Below are 17,647 nucleotides of genomic sequence, written 5' to 3'. Positions count from 1 at the left end.
AGGACCGGACACAGCAGATGGCCGAACACTTCGATATCAACGAACTCCACTGGCTGCTGGACATCGTGCAGAGCATCGATGTCGGCGTCGTGGTGCTGGACCGCGACTACAACATCGAGGTGTGGAACAGCTTCATGGAAAACCATTCGGGCATTGGCTCGGATAAGGCATCGCGACAGTCGCTGTTTGCCCTGTTTCCAGAGATCGACCAGAGCTGGCTCACCCACAAGGTCGAAACCGCCGTCATGCTGGGTACCCGCGCCTTCACCATCTGGGAGCAGCGGCCCAACCTGGTGCATTTCAAAAGCTACCAGCCCATCACCGGCATGGCCGACGAGATGTACCAGAACGTCACCATCCTGCCGCTGCGTAGCAGCAGCGGCAGCACCGACCATGTCTGCCTGATTATTTATGACGTGACCGGCGTGGCTGTAAACAAACGGCAACTGGAATCGGCCAATACTAAGCTGCAAGAGCTAGCCCTGCGCGACGGTTTGACCGGCCTGCTCAACAGACGCTATTGGGAGTCTTGTCTGGAGCGCGAGTTCGCGCGCCATCAACGCTACGACAACGCCGTCAGCCTGGTGATCTTCGACATTGACCACTTTAAGCGGGTCAATGACACCTACGGCCACCAGACCGGCGATGAAGTCATCCGTGCGACGGCGCGCATCACCTCGCAACTGGTGCGCGAAACCGACTTTGCAGGCCGGTACGGGGGCGAGGAGTTTGTGGTATTGCTACCTGGCACCAACCTGGATGGCGCGGCGCAATTTGCCGAGCGCCTGCGCAGTACCATAGAGCGCCAGCAACTGGAGCATAACGGCAACCCCCTGACCTTCACTATCAGCCTCGGGGTTGCAGCCATCGCTGATGACATGGCCAATTACCAGGCACTGCTGGAGTATGCAGACAAGGCGCTTTACCAGTCCAAGGAACAGGGCCGCAACAGGGTCACGCTGCACACGCAACTACCAGACTAGGTAACGACGGCAAGTCAGCAATAGCACAACAACAAAGCGCCGCTTCGACGCGCTCGCCTGCGGCCCGTCGTGCACGCCTGCTGCAGCCTGCGACGCCGTCCAGCGGCTGTTAGCAGCAAGCAGCGGGAGAGATCCCAGCCGGTTTCGCACAAGACAAAATCGCGTTATGATCCGCCCCAATACAAGGAAGACGTCAAAATACAGACTCTCACGCGCTATTTCCGCCCTGCCTGATACATATTTTGACTATTTGAGGTCGCCACGCACGGCACAATATTATGGAAAATCGCAAACGAGGGTGGCTCTGGGCTTATAAAAAAATCCGCAGCTACCATACCAACAAGGCTCAGGCCTTTTATCGCGCCACCCGATTCTGGATCATGGGTGACACTGGCTCCTTTGTCAGTCACGGGGGGTTTCGCAAGACACGTATCCGGCGCTGACCGCAGCCGCCACATCGGCGCTCTGATACACTGCACGCCACCTCACTGCAGATCAGGCCCGACCACGTGACCCGGACTTCCTTCTCCGACCTCTCCCTGCCCCCGGCGCTGCTGGACACCTTGCAGCAGCTGGGCTATGCCCACACCACTCCGATCCAGGCGGCAGCCTTGCCGCTAGTGCTCGCCGGTCGCGACCTGATCGCCCAGGCACCCACCGGCAGCGGCAAGACTGCGGCCTTTGGCCTGGGTCTGCTGGCTCCGCTCAACCCGCGCTTTTTTGGCTGCCAGGCGCTGGTGCTTAGCCCAACACGCGAGCTGGCCAGCCAGATCACCGAAGAACTGCGCAAGCTGGCCCGCGGCATGGGCAACATCAAGATAGTCACCCTCAGCGGCGGTGTACCCTTTGGCCCGCAGGCCGCCTCGCTGGAGCAAGGAGCGCATGTCATTGTCGGCACGCCGGGCCGCGTGCAGGACCATTTGAACCGCGGCACGCTGCAGCTCGACAGCCTCAACTGCCTGGTGCTCGATGAAGCCGACCGCATGCTCGACATGGGCTTTGTCGATGCCATCCGCGAGATTGTCCAGCACACCCCCGCGCGGCGGCAGACCCTGCTATTTTCCGCCACCTACCCAGCGGGTCTGGCGCAACTGACCAGCGACCTGCTGCGCGACCCGGCTCAGGTCCAGGTTGAGCGAGCCACTGCCGACAAACCGATCGAACAGCGCTTCTACGAAATTGAGCCAGAGCAACGCTTTGCCGCTGTCCTGCGCCTGCTGGCCGCCAACCGGCCGCAACCCTGTATTGCCTTCTGCCATACCCGCCAGCAATGCCAGGAGCTGGCTGACTATCTTGCGGCCCAGGGTATCAGCGCCCAGGCCCTGCATGGCGACATGGACCAGCGCGAACGCGATCAGGTACTGGCGCTGTTCGCCAACCAGAGCTGCAGCGTACTGACCGCCACCGATGTGGCCGCCCGCGGCATCGACATCGCCGGCGTGGCGGCTGTCATCAACGTCGAGCTGGCCGCCGACCCCGCCGCACATACCCACCGCATTGGCCGCAGCGGCCGCGCCGGCCAGACCGGCCTGGCGCTCAGCCTGGTTGCCCCGCGGGAACTCAAACGCCTGCGGCCGATCGAAGACAATCATCAGGGTTCGCTGCAGTGGGGCGAGATAGAGCAGTTGCCGGAACGGCCAGAGACGCCACTGATCGCGCCGATGCGCACCCTGGCGGTAGCCGGCGGCCGCAAGGACAAGTTACGTCCCGGCGACCTGCTGGGCGCACTGACGGGCGACGCGGGCCTGCCGGGCGATGCGATCGGCAAGATCAGCATCAGTGATTTTCAAGCCTTGGTCGCCATTCGCCGGGACCAGGCCAAGCGTGCGCTGCAGCGGCTCAGTGATGGCAAGATCAAGGGAAGGCGCTTCAAGGTGCGCCTGATTTAACGCGCAATCTGTCACCGCTTGTGACTGCGCCCCGGCAGCGCCGGTGTGCGGCACCACCGGGGCGGGCCAAAGCGGGTCCTACAGGAACAGTACATGGACGCCAGCCAGCAACTTATTCTGCTTATCCTCGCCTGCACTATCGGCCTGTTCCTCTGGGGACGCTGGCGCCACGACATTGTTGCGCTGGCCGCCCTGCTGGCCTGTGTGGTAGCCGGGCTGACACCGGCTACAGACGCCTTCGTCGGCTTCGGTCATCCGGCCGTCATCACCGTCGCCGCCGTGCTCATCCTCAGCAAGGGCCTGCAAACCACTGGCGCGGTCGAGGCGCTGGCGCAGCGCGCCTTGCCGCAGCGTGGCGGCGTGCTGCTGGGGCTAGGCTTTCTCACCCTGCTCGGTGCCACCCTGTCCGCCTTCATGAACAACGTCGGCGCCATGGCGTTGCTGATGCCGATTGCCATGCAGTTGGCCAACCGTCAGGGAGTGCCCCCAGGCCGGATACTGATGCCGCTGGCCTTCGGCACTATCCTCGGCGGCATGACCACCCTGATCGGCACCCCGCCCAACCTGATTGTGTCGGGGTTTCGGGCACAGACCGAACTTGGCCCCTACAGCATGTTCGATTTCACGCCCGTGGGCCTGGCGGTTGCTCTGGGCGGCGTACTGCTGGCGGTGCTCGCCAGCCGCTGGCTGGTGCCGCACCGTCCGCAGCCCGAAGCTGGCAGCTTCGATACCGGGACCTATCTGACCGAGGTACGCATCGACGCCGACAGCAAGATCGATGGCAAACCACTACGCGAGGTGGAGCAACTGCTGGACGACGGCGACGCGCAGATCGTCGGCATGGTGCGCAACGACTTTCGCGTTATCGCACCGCTCTCCAGCCGCATTCTGCGCGCGGGTGACATCCTGGTAATCGAGTCCGACCCCGAGGCACTCGGCGCCTCGCTGACCCGCTTGGGGCTGAAGCTGGAAGAAGCAGTACCACCGGGCGCGAGCGAGAAAGAGAAAGAGAAAGAGAAAGAGGCTACCGCGGAACAGCGCGCCAGCCAGGCAGATGACAGCGACGCCGAGAACGCAGCGGAGCCCGAACCAGAGACATCAGCACGCCACAGCGATGAAATTGTGCTTCAGGAGTTGGTCGTGCAACCCGGTGCAGACATCCTCGGGCGCAGTGCGTCAGACATCGCCCTGCGCACCCGCTTCGGCATCAACCTGCTGGCCATCTCACGCCAGGGCCATCGTTCCATCCGCCGCCTGCGCTGGACCGAAATTCAGGCCGGCGACGTACTATTGATGCAGGGTGAGCCTGAGGCGATCGCCGGTTTTGCCAGTGAATACGGCTGCGCGCCGCTGGCGCCGCGCAGCATTCTGATCCCTGAACCACGCAAGGCCCTGACCGCCGCATTGATCATGCTTGGCTCGGTTGCACTCGCCGCGTTCGGCATCTTGCCGGCAGCGGTCGCCTTCACCGCGGGCGTATTGGGCTACATGCTGACGCGCGTTATTCCCCTACGACGCATCTACGAGGCCATCGACTGGCCAATCATCGTGCTGCTCGGCGCGCTGATGCCGCTGGCCGCAGCGATGGCCGACACCGGCGCCGCCGATCTGCTGGCCCGTACCCTGCTGGAGCACATCGCCCAGGGCAGCCCGGTCATCGCCCTGACCCTGATGCTGGTCGTGACCATGACGCTGTCCGACTTCATGAACAACGCGGCGACCGCCGCCGTCATGTGTCCGATCGCCCTGAGCGTGGCCAACCAGCTCGGCGTGAACCCCGACAGTTTCCTGATGGCCGTGGCCATTGGCGCGTCCTGCGCCTTCCTCACCCCCATCGGCCATCAGAACAATACCCTGATTCTCGGCCCGGGCGGCTTTCGCTTTGGCGACTACTGGCGTCTGGGGCTGCCAATGGAGCTGCTGGTGGTGGCCGTCAGCATCCCCATGCTGCTCTGGGTGTGGCCGCTGTAAGCGGCCAGCTGCTTACGCCTCAAGGGCGCGAAAGTCCTCCTTGTAGCGCACCGCGCAGTCCGGACAGGTAAAGGTGTCAGGCAGGCTGTCCCAGGTGGTGCCGGCAGGATACCCCTGGTGCGGGTCACCGGCGGCCTCGTCATACTCATAACCGCACTCCGGACACTGATAGCAGCTCATGCCGCCACCTCCGCACCGTCCAGCGGTGCCTCACTCAACCCGTAGCGCCGCATAAGTTGCTCCCGCTTGGCCGGCAGAAAATTGATACGGCTTGGGTCACGATCAACCGCACGCAACAAACGCGGATCCATCACGCGTTGCCACAGCGGCGGGAAGTAGGCCAACAGATACATGCCAAAGTAGCCGTTAGGCAGGCGCGGCAGGTCAGGAAAGTCGCGCAGCGATTGATAACGCCGGGTCGGATGGGCGTGGTGATCGGAGTGGCGTTGCAAATGGAACAACGCCCAGTTGGAGAACAGGTGATTACTGTTCCATGAATGGTGCGGCTGACAACGCTCATAACGCCCGCTCGGCTGCTTGCGACGCAACAGTCCATAGTGCTCGATGTAATTGGCCTGGGTCAGCTGAAAGGCGCCCCAGAAGGCAATCAACATCATCACCGGCAGTATCTCGATCCCCAGCCAGGCAATCAGCAGCGCATACAACACCGCACTGATCAGTGCCGGCTGCAGCACTTCGTTGTCCAGACTCCAGACCGACTTGCCGCAGCGCTCCAGACGCTGGGCTTCCAGATCCCAGGCGCGAAAGAAGGCACCGGGCATCTCGCGGAAGACAAAGCGATAAATGCTCTCACCCATACGCGCCGAGGCCGGGTCTTCCGGGGTGGCCACATCACGGTGATGACCGCGGTTGTGCTCGACAAAAAAGTGCCCGTAACAGCCAAGCGCCAGCGTGATCTTCGCCAGCCAGCGCTCCAGCTCGGTCTTCTTGTGCCCCATCTCGTGCCCCAGATTCAGACCAAAGCCAAGGCTGCCACCGGTCGCCAGAATGACCGCCAGCGTGCCGTACCAGGGCAGCTCGTGGGTACCTAGAAAAGCGATATTGACGATAAAGCTGAGCCACAGAATAGGCACCAGCGCATAGGTGATGTAGCGGTAGTAGAGGTCGGCCTCCAGCGCAGGCACCGCTTCCTCCGGCGGGTTGCTCAGGTCCTCGCCCAGCACCCCGTCCAGCATCGGAATCACCACATAGCCGAAGATGGTCGACAACCAGAGCCAAAGCACATTTGGCGATACCAGCATGTACAGCAGCGGCCCGACCAACGCCAGCCCGGGCACCATCAGGGAGAACAACCAGAGCCTGCGCTTGCGGTCTACGTACCCGGCCAGGCCATTGTCTGCAGCGGCATCTTGCATGGGGGCATCCTCTTATTTTTGTCTTTGTATTGCCCATCATGCGCGCCGGCTGTAGCCCCGCCACCCGTTGCAAGCGGCAAATAACCGTCATATTGTGACAGCAGGCCAATCCAACAAGAGCAAATATGCCGTCCGAACACTACTGGTTGAGTCCAGCCGTACACCCTATCTACGCGCGCCTGGTGCTGGCCGAGCTGCGCCGCCAGGGTTACCGGGACAACCCGGTACCGCCGTTGCTGGGCCCGGACTGGGAGCGGCACCTGCAGGGCAACCGGTTTCTCAACCTGGACACCCTGACCCGCCTGCTGCAGGCGGTCATCAGCCTCACCAACCATCCAGGGCTGGGCTTTTCTGCGGGCCTGCATACCGACGTATCAACCCACGGCCCCGGCGGCTACGCCGCCGTTACCGCCGCCACCATTGGCGAAGCCATCAACCTGCTAGAGCGCTACTCACCACTGCGCCAGCACCTGGCGAGCTACAGTCTGGTGCGCCGCAGCCCGCCGGTACTGCAGCTGAACGAACGGCTGGTGCCGCCGCCGGTGCGCGAGTATTTGCTGGGGCATTTCACCACGGCGATGTTGCGGCTACTGGAAACAGTCAGCGGCCAGCCGCTGGGGCCAGAGATCACACTGGAGTGGCCCGGCCCGGCCCCCGACTGGGCCAGCGAGGTACGCGGACACGCTGGGCACTGGGTATTTGGCAGCGACGCGCTGCGCCTGCACTTGCCCGAAGGACTGCTCGAACAACCCTGCCTGGGCGCTGACGCCGAGTTGCACCGCCAAGCGCTGCGCGACTGCGAACACCAGCTGCAACGCCAGCGGCGCGGCGGCGACCTTAGCGAGCGCGTCAAGCAGCGTCTGCTGCGATGTGAGTATCAGTACCCCACGCTTGCGCAAATGGCGGCGCAGGAGCACCTGACCGCGCGCACCCTGATTCGCCACCTCGGCAGCGAAGGCATGCGCTATCAGCAAATTCTGGATCAGGTGCGCAGCGAGCAGGCCTGCTGGCTGCTGGAACATACTGACTTGAGCATCGAGATGATAGCCGAGCGGCTCGGCTATCAGGACACCAGCAACTTCAGCCGCACCTTCCGACGCTGGTTAGGCTGCCCGCCACGCGGCTATCGCCAGCGCGTGACGGGTGGCTGATCAGTTGGCCGGCGCCACGCGCAGCAGTTGGCCACTGGGGCTGTCGGTCAACAGGTAGACGGCGCCATCGGGGCCAGTACGCACATCACGAAAACGCAGGCCCAACTCGGTAAACAGTGATTCCTGCTCACCGGCCGTATCGCCCTTGAGTTCAACTCGACGCACTTCTTTCCCGGCCAGCGCCGACACCAGCAGGCTGCCCTGCCACTCGGGGAACAGCTCACCCTGGTACAGGGTCATGCCAGACGGCGCGATGGACGGGTCCCAGTAGAGCAACGGTTGCTGCAGCCCCGGCAGTTCGGTGTAGGGCGAGACCTGGGAGCCGTTGTAATCGATGCCGTAGGTGATCTTCGGCCAGCCGTAGTTCTTGCCGGCCTCAATCAGGTTGATCTCGTCACCGCCGCGCGGGCCGTGCTCGTGACTGAACACGCGTCCGGCAGCGTCAACCAGAATGCCCTGCACATTGCGATGGCCGATGCTGTAGAGCTCCGGCAAAGCACCCGCCTGACCAACGAAGGGATTGTCCTCTGGCGCCGAGCCGTCGCGGTTCAGGCGCACAATGCTGCCCAGATGATTAGCGGTATTCTGCGCCTGCTCACGGTAGTCAAAACCGTCACCCAGCGTCAGCAGCAGGGTATTGTCCGGCAGAAAGGCAATGCGCCCACCGTAGTGCGCGCTGCCCTGCTTGGCCGGCTGCACACGAAAGATCTCATGGGTGTTTTCCAGCGCCTCGCCGTTGAAGGTCGCCGCTGCGAGGCAGGTGTGGTTGGCCTCCAGCGTGCCGCAGCTGTAGCTGAGAAACAGCTCGCCAGACTCGGCAAAGTCCGGGGCCAGCGCAACGTCCATCAGGCCGCTCTGGCCGTTGACGAACGCCTGGGGCACGCCGGCAACCGGTTCGGCGCGCAGCTGGCCTGTGGCATCAATCAGACGCAGCTGACCACTGAGCTCGGCTACCAGCATGCCGCCATCGGGCAGAAAAGCCAGCGACCAGGGGCTGGACAGGCCGTCAGCCAGGATTTCAACCTGATAATCGGCTGCCGTGGCGGCGCCGGCACAAAGCAGCAGCGAGCTGCCCAGCAAAGTAAACTTGTTCATTGCCCTTCTCCTTGCACAATCAACCGAGCACACGCAGACCGCGCCGCGCCTTGGGTTTGGTCAAGCGACCAAACAGTGCGCTACCCAGGCCCACAGCCGTCATCAATGACAGCAGACCGGGCGTCTGGCGAGTAGCCGCAATAAAGGTCGGCATGGGCAGTAGGTAATTGGCCAGCTCGCAGGCGGCCCAGATGCCGACAAAGCCGGCGAGAAAATACAGCAGCCAACGCCAGGGCTTGAAGATACGTCCCAGCGCTTCGGCCAGCGGCAGCGCCAGTAGCAGGCAGGCGGCCACCATCACGGCCAGAAAGGGGCTGAAAAAGCGCAGGTCATGCAGACTGCTGTGCAGCCGCGTGACGCTGTCCACCGGCACATCCATGGCCTGCAGCGCGGCCAGATTAAATTGAGTCTGTACCAGCGAGCCCAGCACGGTGGCTACCAGCACAGCAAGCAGATAGAGAAAGACGATCCGCAGTACGGTCATCAGTTTCATTGTCGTTATCCTGTTACGCAGTGCGAGCGCTTAGCTCGCGTCAGAACCATCGGGCAGGGTCGGCAGATTGCGTAATGCCTGCTCGTAGGCCGGGGTGTCAAAGGGGGCGTCGTCTTCCAGCATGCGGTTAATGCTGTAGGCCAACACCTGGGCCATCAGCTCAATGCTGTCCTCGCGCGCATAACCAACCAGCGTCAGCTTGTTCAGCGTTGCCTGGGTCGCCGGCGGCTCACCCGCAGACAGCTGATTTTCGATGGCCTCGACCAGGCGGGCCTCGGCAAAGGACTCGTCGTCCTGCTCGTCCTGATTACTCATAGCATTGATCCTGTCGCAAAAAGGGCGGCTGTCGCCGCCCTCTGACCTGCTTAGTTGACCTTGGGGGCCAGCTCGCCACGGGCGTAGCGCTCGAACATGTCGTCCAGCGAGATCGGCTTGATCTTGGACGCATTGCCGGCGGTACCAAAGGCTTCGTAACGGGCGATACAGACGTCGCGCATGGCATCGACGGTCTTGGCCAGATACTTGCGCGGATCGAACTCGCTGGGGTTCTGCGCCAGGAAACGACGCACAGCACCGGTAGAAGCCAGACGCAGGTCGGTATCGATATTGACCTTGCGCACGCCGTACTTGATGCCCTCAACGATTTCTTCAACCGGCACACCGTAAGTTTCCGGAATCTCGCCGCCAAACTCGTTGATGATCGCCAGCCACTCCTGCGGCACAGAGGAAGAACCGTGCATGACCAGATGGGTATCGGGGATGCGCGCGTGAATTTCCTTGATGCGCTGGATCGACAGGGTGTCGCCTGTCGGCGGCTTGGTGAACTTGTAAGCGCCGTGGCTGGTGCCGATGGCAATCGCCAGGGCATCCACACCGGTTTGCTTGACGAAGTCAGCGGCTTCTTCCGGGTCAGTCAGCAACTGGCTGTGATCCAGCACACCTTCGGCGCCAATGCCGTCTTCTTCACCGGCCATGCCGGTTTCCAGGCTGCCCAGGCAACCCAGCTCACCCTCGACGGACACACCGCAGGCGTGGGCCATTTCAACGGTGCGACGGGTAACGTCAACGTTGTACTCGTAGCTGGTCGGGGTCTTGCCGTCTGTACCCAGCGAGCCATCCATCATCACCGAGGAGAAACCCAGCTGAATGGAGCGCTGGCATACCGCCGGGCTGGTGCCGTGATCCTGGTGCATACACACCGGAATGTGCGGAAACTCTTCGATAGCCGCGAGAATCAGGTGGCGCAGGAAAGGCGCACCGGCGTATTTGCGAGCACCGGCAGAGGCCTGCACGATCACCGGGGAATCGGTCTTGTCCGCCGCTTCCATGATGGCGCGCATCTGCTCCAGGTTGTTGACGTTGAAAGCGGGTACGCCGTAACCGTATTCGGCGGCGTGGTCGAGCATCTGGCGCAGGCTGATCAGGGCCATGGGGGGTATCTCTCCGTTTAAATATCGAAACTCTATCGCTCGAAGCTGAAAGCTGAAAGCTGAAAGCTGAAAGCTGAAAGCTGAAAGCTGAAAGCTGAAAGCTGAAAGCTGAAAGCTGAAAGCTGAAAGCTGAAAGCTGAAAGCTGAAAGCTGAAAGCGAACAGGGTTCTAGTCTAGCCAGTCCTTGTCAAGCAATCTGCGTGAAAAGGGAGCCGCCCACACAAACCTTCATCTTCCAGCTTTCAGCCTCAAGCTTCCAGCTCGTGTTTTACTGCGCTCGCGCTTCCAGAATCTCTACCGCCGGCAGTACCTTGCCCTCGACAAACTCGAGGAAGGCGCCACCACCGGTGGAGATGTAGGAAATCTGGTCGGCTACGCCGTACTTGTCGATCGCGGCCAGGGTGTCGCCACCGCCAGCAATCGAGAAGCCGTCACCGGCAGCGATGGCCAGCGCCAGCGCCTTGGTGCCTTCACCAAACTGGTCAAACTCGAACACACCGACCGGACCGTTCCAGAGGATGGTGCCGGAGGCCTTGAGCATTTCACCAAACAGCGCAGCGGTCTGCGGGCCGATGTCGAGAATCATGTCGCCTTCGGCCACGTCGGCTACCGCCTTGATGGTCGCAGTAGCGGTCTCGGCAAACTCGCTGGCAACCACCACGTCAACCGGCAGCGGCACGCTGACCTTGGCGGCAATCGCCTTGGCGGTGTCGACCAGGTCAGCCTCATACAGCGACTTGCCAACCGGGTAGCCGGCTGCCGCCAGGAAGGTGTTGGCAATACCGCCGCCAACGATCAGCTGGTCGCACTTCTCAGACAGCGCGTTCAGCACATCCAGCTTGGTCGAGACCTTGGAGCCGGCAACAATGGCCAGCATCGGACGAGCGGGCTTGTCCAGCGCCTTGGCCAGTGCGTCCAGCTCGGCAGCCAGCAGCGGGCCGGCGCAGGCAACCTTGGCGAACTTGGCAACGCCGTGGGTCGAACCCTGGGCGCGGTGCGCGGTGCCGAAGGCGTCCATCACGAACACGTCGCACAGCGCAGCATACTGCTGAGCCAGCTCGTCGGTGTTCTTCTTTTCACCCTTGTTGAAGCGCACGTTTTCCAGCAGCACCAGCTCGCCCGGCTTGACTTCGACGCCGCCGAGATAGTCACGCACCAGCGGCACATCGCGGCCCAGCGCTTCGCTCAGGTAGGCGGCAACCGGTGCCAGGCTGTTTTCTTCGCTGAACACGCCCTCTTCCGGACGGCCCAGGTGCGAGCAGACCATGACGGCAGCGCCCTTTTCCAGCGCCAGCTTGATGGTGGGCAGGGAGGCGACGATACGCGCATCGCTGGTTACCTTGCCGTTCTTGACCGGCACGTTGAGGTCTTCACGAATCAGTACACGCTGGCCATTCAGGTCCAGCTCGCTCATGGTCAATACGGTCATAGCCCGCTCCTTGCTTGGTAAGTGTGTTAATCGTTTCAGCGCGGTCGCAGCCTGCGACCGCGCCGCTTGTGTTCAGTTCGCTGAGCGCGACAGCCAGTAACGCGCCACATCCAGCATGCGGTTGGCAAAACCCCACTCGTTATCAAACCAGACCAGCAGGTTTACCAGCCGCGGCCCGGAGACGCGGGTCTGGCTACCATCGACAATCGCCGAGTGCGGGTCGTGGTTGAAATCACAGCTGGCGTGCGGCAGCTCGGTGTAATCGAGCAGTCCAGCGTAGTCGCCCTCAGCGGCAGCACGTAGCAGCGCGTTGACTTCATCTGCGCTGGTGTCACGCGCCACCTGCAGGGTGATATCCAGCGCCGAGACGTTGACTGTCGGCACGCGGATGGCCTTGGCCTGAATACGCCCGGCAAGCTCCGGCAGCAAACGCTCGATACCCCGCGCCAGCCCGGTCGAGACCGGAATCATCGACTGGAACGCCGAGCGCGTACGGCGCAGGTCGGCGTGGTGATAGGCATCAATCACCGGCTGGTCGTTCATCGCCGAGTGAATGGTGGTAATGGAGACGTACTCCAGCCCCACCGCCTCGTTCAGCAGCTTGAGCAGCGGCACGCTGCAGTTGGTGGTGCAGGACGCGTTGGATACCAGTCGCGCATCGGCCGGCAGGCTGGCGTGATTAACGCCGTACACCAGGGTGGCATCCACCGCCTCCTCGCTGACCATCGGCTGGGAGAACAACACCCGCGGCACGCCGGCATGCACAAAGCGCAGACCCTGTTCGCGGGTGGTGTACTGCCCGGAGCACTCCAGCAGCAGGTCGATATCCAACGCGCGCCAGTCAACGCTCTCGGGCTCAGCCGAGCGCAGCACCTCGATGGGCTGGCCGTTGATCAGCAACTGCTCGCCCTGCAGCTGCACCTGCCCTGGGAAGCGCCCGTGGGTCGAATCAAAGCGGGTCAGGTACTCGATGCTCTCGCGGTCAGCCAGATCATTCAACGCCACCACTTCAATATCCGCCTGCGCCGACTCGTGCAGCGCGCGCAGCACACAACGACCGATCCGGCCGTAACCGTTCAGGGCGATGCGGTAGGGAGGACGGCGAGGTGTCGAGGTCATTCGGGCCTTTTTGAGTTGTGAAGCAGCGATGCGTTAATACCGGGCTGGAGGCTTTAGGCTGAAGGCTGAAGGCTGAAAGACAAACAGCGGTGTTGCCGCCCATTGCCTTACACTCCTGCAGGCGGAAGGCATGAGCGGCTGCATGGAGCCGAGCCTTCCAGCCCTATAGCCTTCAGCCTCCAGCCGCCCGTCAGTCTTCCAACAACTCTTGCGCGGCGGCGAGGACGTTGTCGAGGGTGAAACCGAATTCCTCGAACAGCGCCGCAGCCGGAGCGGATTCGCCGAAGCTCTGCATGCCGATGATGCGGCCGTCGAGGCCGACGTACTTGTACCAGAAGTCGGCGTGGGAGGCTTCGATGGCGATGCGTGCACCCACTTCCAGCGGCAGCACCGACTGCTTGTAGGCTGCGTCCTGCTGGTCGAACACACTGGTGGACGGCATGGATACAACGCGCACCTTGCGGCCCTGTTCGGTCAGCGCAGTCCAGGCGTTCACCGCTAGCCCTACTTCGGAGCCGGTAGCAATCAGGATCAGCTCGGGCTCGCCGTCGCAGTCCTTCAGCACGTAACCACCACGGGCCACGTTGGCCAGCTGCTCGGCGTCGCGGCTCTGGTGCGGCAGGTTCTGACGCGAGAAGATCAGCGCGCTCGGGCCGTCAGCACGCTGCAGCGCGTACTTCCAGGCAATCGCCGACTCAACCGCATCTGCCGGGCGCCAGGTATCCAGATTCGGCGTGCCACGCAGGCTGGCCAGCTGCTCGATCGGCTGGTGGGTCGGGCCGTCTTCGCCCAAACCGATGGAGTCGTGGGTGTAGACGTGGATCACGCGCTGCTTCATCAGCGCCGACATGCGCACCGCGTTGCGAGCGTATTCCATGAAGATCAGGAAGGTCGCGCCGTAGGGCACAAAGCCGCCGTGCAGGGCGATGCCGTTCATGATCGCGGTCATGCCGAATTCGCGCACGCCGTAGAACAGGTAGTTACCCGAAGCATCCGCCGCCTCAACACCCTTGCAGCCCTTCCACAGGGTCAGGTTGGAGCCGGCCAGGTCAGCCGAGCCGCCGAGCATTTCCGGCAGCAGCGGGCCAAAGGCATTCAGGGTGTTCTGGCTGGCCTTGCGGCTGGCGATGGTTTCTTCCTTGGCGACCACCTCGGCGATGTAGGCATCAGCCTTTTCGCTGAAATCGGCCGGCAGGTCACCTGCCAGGCGGCGCTGCAACTCGGCAGCCAGTTCCGGGAAGGCAGCCTGATAGGCGGCGAACTTGTCATTCCAGGCGGCTTCAGCTTTGGCACCGGCGTCGTGGGCATCCCACTCGGCCTTGATATCAGCCGGGATTTCAAACGCCGCGTGCGGCCAGTTCAGCGCTTCACGGGTAGCGGCGATTTCCGCCTCGCCCAGTGCGGCACCGTGACACTCTTCCTTGCCCTGCTTGTTCGGCGAGCCGAAACCGATGATGGTCTTGCAGCAGATCAGGGTCGGCTGCTCGGTGTTCTTGCGCGCGGTGTCGATGGCGGTCTTGATCTCGTCGGCGTCGTGGCCGTCGACATTGCGGATCACCTGCCAGCCGTAGGACTCGAAACGCTTGGGCGTGTCGTCGGTGAACCAGCCTTCCACTTCACCGTCAATGGAGATGCCGTTGTCGTCATAGAAGGCAACCAGCTTGCCCAGACCCAGGGTGCCTGCCAGTGACGACACTTCATGGGAGATGCCCTCCATCATGCAGCCGTCGCCCAGGAACACATAGGTGTTGTGGTCAACCACCTCGTGGCCTTCACGATTGAACTGCGCGGCCAGCACCTTCTCGGCAATCGCCATGCCCACGGCGTTGGCAATGCCCTGGCCCAGCGGGCCGGTGGTGGTTTCGACACCCGGGGTGTAACCGTACTCCGGGTGGCCCGGGGTTTTGCTGTGCAGCTGACGGAAGTTTTTGATGTCGTCGATACTGACGTCATAGCCGGTCAGGTGCAGCAGCGAGTAGATCAACATGGAGCCGTGACCGTTGGACAGCACAAAGCGGTCGCGATCAGCGAAGTTCGGGTTGGCCGGATTGTGCTTCAGATAGTCACGCCACAGGACTTCGGCGATATCCGCCATACCCATGGGCGCACCGGGGTGGCCGCTATTGGCTTTCTGCACGGCATCCATGCTGAGGGCACGAATGGCATTGGCACGGTCACGACGACTGGGCATGAACAACTCCTGTGGCTTGCAAGGCGAGGGCTTTCAGTCGGCAAAGCGACTGGCCGGGAAAAAGAGGCGGGCATTTTCGCGCAATCCGCCGTCCCCGGCAACGAAAACCCCGTTTCAGCTGCGCTTATCCCCTCCTTGCCAGACGAACGGCCAGACCTATATCAAAGTATTTTGATATAGGCATTGCAGCACCAGCCGTTCGCTACTACACTGCGCCGCATGATCCATGTTGCGCGCATTCCCGCCGCCAAACCCAGCCAGACAGACGACCTCGCCGCCTTTTGCAAGGCAGCGGGCGATGCGCTGCGACTGGATATCCTGCGCGTGCTGCGCAGCGACTCCTTTGGCGTACTGGAACTGGCGCAGATCTTCGACATGCGCCAATCCGGCATGAGCCACCACCTCAAGGTGCTGGCCAACGCGGGCCTGGTCAGCACCCGGCGCGAAGGCAACTCAATCTTCTACCGCCGCAGCCTGCCGGTCAGCGAGCAGCCCTGGCATCGCCTGCACAGCCAACTGTTGAGCGAGCTCGACGACCAGCCTGATGACACCCAGCTGCAGCAGGCCATTGCCGCCGTGCACGCCCAGCGCGCCGAGCTGTCACGTCAGGTGTTTGCCCGCTTTGCCGACGGCACCCCGGCGCAGCAGGATCTGATCGCGCACTTCGGCATCTACCGCGAGCCGCTGCTGAGCCTGATCGACGCCCTGCCGCTGCCCGCCACACAGCTGGCCATCGAAATCGGCCCGGGCGAAGGCGGTTTTTTGCCCAGTCTGGCCAGCCGCTTCCAGCGTGTCATCGCGCTCGACAACGCCGACGCCATGCTCGAGCGCGCGCGCCAGCAATGTAATGAAGCAGGCCTGAACAACGTCGACTGCCTGCTGGCCGACGCCCTCCAGCCCCAGCAATTACCCGCCGCCGACTGCGTGGTGTGCAATATGGTGCTGCACCACATGCCGGCGCCCGCCGACGCGCTCAAGCGCTTTGCCGCGCTGCTCAAGCCCGGTGGCAGCCTGGTGCTGACCGAACTGTGCAGCCACGACCAAAGCTGGGTGCGCGACAGCTGCGGCGATCTCTGGCTAGGCTTTGATCAAGACGATATTGCACGCTGGGCCGAGGTTGCCGGACTGCGTCCGGGCAACAGCCAGTATCTCGGCCTACGCAACGGCTTTCAGCTGCAACTGTTGCAGTTGGCCAAACCCGATTCCCCTTCTCCCGAGGACAGGAAAGACCCATGAGCGATTATTCGATTTTCACTTCTGAATCCGTGTCCGAAGGCCATCCGGACAAACTCGCAGACCAGATCTCCGACGCGGTACTGGACGCCATTCTGGCGGAAGACAAGTTTGCCCGCGTGGCCTGCGAAACCATGGTCAAGACCGGTGTGGCGATCGTCGGCGGTGAAATCACCACCAGCGCCTGGGTTGATCTGGAAGACCTGGTACGCAGCGTCATCAAAGATATCGGCTACACCTCCTCCGAGGTCGGTTACGACGCCGACACCTGCGGCGTGATCAACATCATCGGCAAGCAGTCGCCGGACATCGCCCAGGGCGTTGACCGGCAGAAGCCGGAAGATCAGGGCGCCGGCGACCAGGGCCTGATGTTCGGCTACGCCAGCAACGAAACCGACGTGCTGATGCCGGCGCCGATCACCTTCGCCCACCGCCTGGTCGAGCGTCAGGCCGAAGCCCGCAAGAACGGCACCCTCAGCTGGCTGCGCCCGGACGCCAAGTCGCAGGTTACCTGCCGCTACGAAAACGGCATCGTCACCGGTATCGACGCCATCGTGCTGTCGACCCAGCACAACCCGGACATCAGCCAGGCCGATCTGCGCGAAGCGGTGATGGAAGAGATCGTCAAGCAGGTGATCCCGGCCGAGCTGCTGCACGCAGACACCCAGTACCACATCAACCCGACCGGCAAGTTCGTCATCGGCGGCCCGGTGGGCGACTGCGGCCTGACCGGTCGCAAGATCATCGTCGACACCTACGGCGGCATGGCGCGCCACGGCGGCGGCGCGTTCTCCGGCAAGGATCCGTCCAAGGTTGACCGCAGCGCCGCCTATGCCGGCCGCTACGTCGCCAAGAACATTGTGGCTGCCGGCCTGGCCGACAAGTGCGAGATTCAGGTCTCCTACGCCATCGGCGTAGCGCAGCCGACCTCGGTGTCGATCAACACCTTCGGCACCGGCAAGATCAGCGACGAGAAGATCATCCAGCTGGTGCGTCAGCACTTCGACCTGCGCCCGTACGCGATCACCCGCATGCTCGACCTGCTACACCCGATGTACCGCGCCACCGCCGCCTACGGCCACTTCGGCCGCAACCCCTTCGAGATGACGGTCAAGGGCGACACCTTCACCGCCTTCCCGTGGGAGAAGACGGACAAGGCTGACGCGCTGCGCGCGGACGCCTGAGGGACGGCTGGAGGCTGGAGGCTGGAGGCTGGAGGCTGGAGGCTGGAGGCTGGAGGCTGGAGGCTGGAAAGTCAGCCTTAGAGCCACTGCGTAGTCAATGCAT

The 17,647-nt window shown here is 62.8% G+C and carries 15 protein-coding genes; 6 read left to right on the top strand and 9 right to left on the bottom strand.

Going from position 1 to position 17,647, the window contains the following annotated elements; translation table 11 throughout:
- Positions 1 to 17: 17 nt before the first annotated feature.
- The 3 genes from HV822_RS11390 to HV822_RS11380 all read left to right on the top strand — a co-directional run bounded on the left by HV822_RS11390 (position 18) and on the right by HV822_RS11380 (position 4,843).
- Complete coding sequence (locus HV822_RS11390; protein WP_238870108.1) at positions 18 to 983, top strand: GGDEF domain-containing protein; 966 nt, start codon at positions 18 to 20, stop codon at positions 981 to 983.
- A 509-nt stretch (positions 984 to 1,492) separates the two neighbouring features.
- Positions 1,493 to 2,872 carry an ATP-dependent RNA helicase DbpA gene (gene dbpA, locus HV822_RS11385; RefSeq protein WP_238870106.1) on the top strand — a complete coding sequence of 460 codons (1,380 nt, stop codon included), beginning with the start codon at positions 1,493 to 1,495 and terminating at the stop codon, positions 2,870 to 2,872.
- Between the two features lie 93 nt (positions 2,873 to 2,965).
- Complete coding sequence (locus tag HV822_RS11380) at positions 2,966 to 4,843, top strand: SLC13 family permease (protein WP_238870104.1); 1,878 nt, start codon at positions 2,966 to 2,968, stop codon at positions 4,841 to 4,843.
- Between the two features lie 12 nt (positions 4,844 to 4,855).
- Here HV822_RS11380 and HV822_RS11375 read toward each other — a convergent pair whose 3' ends face one another.
- Entirely contained in the window at positions 4,856 to 5,023 is a 168-nt protein-coding gene (locus HV822_RS11375; RefSeq protein ID WP_238870103.1) for a rubredoxin, read from the bottom strand.
- The gene (locus HV822_RS11370) at positions 5,020 to 6,219 is read right to left on the bottom strand and encodes an alkane 1-monooxygenase (protein WP_238870101.1); all 1,200 of its coding nucleotides are present in this window, start codon (positions 6,217 to 6,219) and stop codon (positions 5,020 to 5,022) included. The genes HV822_RS11375 and HV822_RS11370 overlap by 4 nt, the downstream gene beginning before the upstream one ends.
- 125 nt (positions 6,220 to 6,344) lie before the next feature.
- Between HV822_RS11370 and HV822_RS11365 the strand changes: the two genes are divergently transcribed.
- Entirely contained in the window at positions 6,345 to 7,370 is a 1,026-nt protein-coding gene (locus HV822_RS11365; protein ID WP_238870099.1) for a helix-turn-helix transcriptional regulator, read from the top strand.
- Here HV822_RS11365 and HV822_RS11360 read toward each other — a convergent pair whose 3' ends face one another.
- From HV822_RS11360 to tkt, 7 genes are all read right to left on the bottom strand, one after another.
- Positions 7,371 to 8,465, bottom strand: coding sequence for a PQQ-dependent sugar dehydrogenase (locus HV822_RS11360; protein WP_238870095.1), 1,095 nt, complete (start codon positions 8,463 to 8,465; stop codon positions 7,371 to 7,373). It lies immediately after the preceding gene.
- 19 nt (positions 8,466 to 8,484) lie between these two features.
- Positions 8,485 to 8,958, bottom strand: a complete 474-nt coding sequence (locus tag HV822_RS11355) for a hypothetical protein (protein ID WP_238870094.1) — start codon at positions 8,956 to 8,958, stop codon at positions 8,485 to 8,487.
- A 30-nt stretch (positions 8,959 to 8,988) separates the two neighbouring features.
- Positions 8,989 to 9,273, bottom strand: coding sequence for a hypothetical protein (locus tag HV822_RS11350; protein ID WP_238870093.1), 285 nt, complete (start codon positions 9,271 to 9,273; stop codon positions 8,989 to 8,991).
- A 50-nt stretch (positions 9,274 to 9,323) separates the two neighbouring features.
- Positions 9,324 to 10,388: a class II fructose-bisphosphate aldolase gene (gene fba, locus HV822_RS11345; protein ID WP_238870092.1), complete on the bottom strand. Its 1,065-nt coding sequence runs from the start codon at positions 10,386 to 10,388 to the stop codon at positions 9,324 to 9,326.
- A gap of 268 nt (positions 10,389 to 10,656) precedes the next feature.
- A complete protein-coding gene (locus HV822_RS11340) occupies positions 10,657 to 11,817 on the bottom strand; it encodes a phosphoglycerate kinase (RefSeq protein ID WP_238870091.1) in 1,161 nt (386 codons plus the stop codon).
- Between the two features lie 72 nt (positions 11,818 to 11,889).
- Positions 11,890 to 12,936, bottom strand: coding sequence for an erythrose-4-phosphate dehydrogenase (gene epd, locus HV822_RS11335; RefSeq protein ID WP_238870090.1), 1,047 nt, complete (start codon positions 12,934 to 12,936; stop codon positions 11,890 to 11,892).
- Between the two features lie 190 nt (positions 12,937 to 13,126).
- On the bottom strand, positions 13,127 to 15,127 hold the full coding sequence (tkt, locus tag HV822_RS11330) for a transketolase (RefSeq protein ID WP_238870089.1): 2,001 nt from the start codon (positions 15,125 to 15,127) through the stop codon (positions 13,127 to 13,129).
- Between the two features lie 219 nt (positions 15,128 to 15,346).
- Here tkt and HV822_RS11325 point away from each other — a divergent pair, with 219 nt between their 5' ends.
- On the top strand, positions 15,347 to 16,363 hold the full coding sequence (locus HV822_RS11325) for an ArsR/SmtB family transcription factor (RefSeq protein WP_238873592.1): 1,017 nt from the start codon (positions 15,347 to 15,349) through the stop codon (positions 16,361 to 16,363).
- Positions 16,360 to 17,544: a methionine adenosyltransferase gene (gene metK / locus HV822_RS11320; protein WP_238870088.1), complete on the top strand. Its 1,185-nt coding sequence runs from the start codon at positions 16,360 to 16,362 to the stop codon at positions 17,542 to 17,544. Before HV822_RS11325 ends, metK begins: the two co-directional genes overlap by 4 nt.
- The last annotated feature ends 103 nt before the right edge of the window (positions 17,545 to 17,647 follow it).

It is taken from the genome of Halopseudomonas maritima, from assembly GCF_021545785.1.
Lineage (GTDB): Bacteria > Pseudomonadota > Gammaproteobacteria > Pseudomonadales > Pseudomonadaceae > Halopseudomonas > Halopseudomonas maritima.
This window is presented reverse-complemented; position numbering and strand designations above follow the sequence as displayed.

Coding starts and splice junctions, on each gene's coding strand:
- HV822_RS11390 (WP_238870108.1), top strand. CDS start 18: ATGGCCGAACACTTCGATATCAACGAACTCCACTGGCTGCTGGACATC.
- HV822_RS11380 (WP_238870104.1), top strand. CDS start 2,966: ATGGACGCCAGCCAGCAACTTATTCTGCTTATCCTCGCCTGCACTATC.
- HV822_RS11375 (WP_238870103.1), bottom strand. CDS start 5,023: ATGAGCTGCTATCAGTGTCCGGAGTGCGGTTATGAGTATGACGAGGCC.
- HV822_RS11370 (WP_238870101.1), bottom strand. CDS start 6,219: ATGCAAGATGCCGCTGCAGACAATGGCCTGGCCGGGTACGTAGACCGC.
- HV822_RS11365 (WP_238870099.1), top strand. CDS start 6,345: ATGCCGTCCGAACACTACTGGTTGAGTCCAGCCGTACACCCTATCTAC.
- HV822_RS11360 (WP_238870095.1), bottom strand. CDS start 8,465: ATGAACAAGTTTACTTTGCTGGGCAGCTCGCTGCTGCTTTGTGCCGGC.
- HV822_RS11355 (WP_238870094.1), bottom strand. CDS start 8,958: ATGAAACTGATGACCGTACTGCGGATCGTCTTTCTCTATCTGCTTGCT.
- HV822_RS11350 (WP_238870093.1), bottom strand. CDS start 9,273: ATGAGTAATCAGGACGAGCAGGACGACGAGTCCTTTGCCGAGGCCCGC.
- fba (WP_238870092.1), bottom strand. CDS start 10,388: ATGGCCCTGATCAGCCTGCGCCAGATGCTCGACCACGCCGCCGAATAC.
- HV822_RS11340 (WP_238870091.1), bottom strand. CDS start 11,817: ATGACCGTATTGACCATGAGCGAGCTGGACCTGAATGGCCAGCGTGTA.
- epd (WP_238870090.1), bottom strand. CDS start 12,936: ATGACCTCGACACCTCGCCGTCCTCCCTACCGCATCGCCCTGAACGGT.
- tkt (WP_238870089.1), bottom strand. CDS start 15,127: ATGCCCAGTCGTCGTGACCGTGCCAATGCCATTCGTGCCCTCAGCATG.
- HV822_RS11325 (WP_238873592.1), top strand. CDS start 15,347: ATGATCCATGTTGCGCGCATTCCCGCCGCCAAACCCAGCCAGACAGAC.
- metK (WP_238870088.1), top strand. CDS start 16,360: ATGAGCGATTATTCGATTTTCACTTCTGAATCCGTGTCCGAAGGCCAT.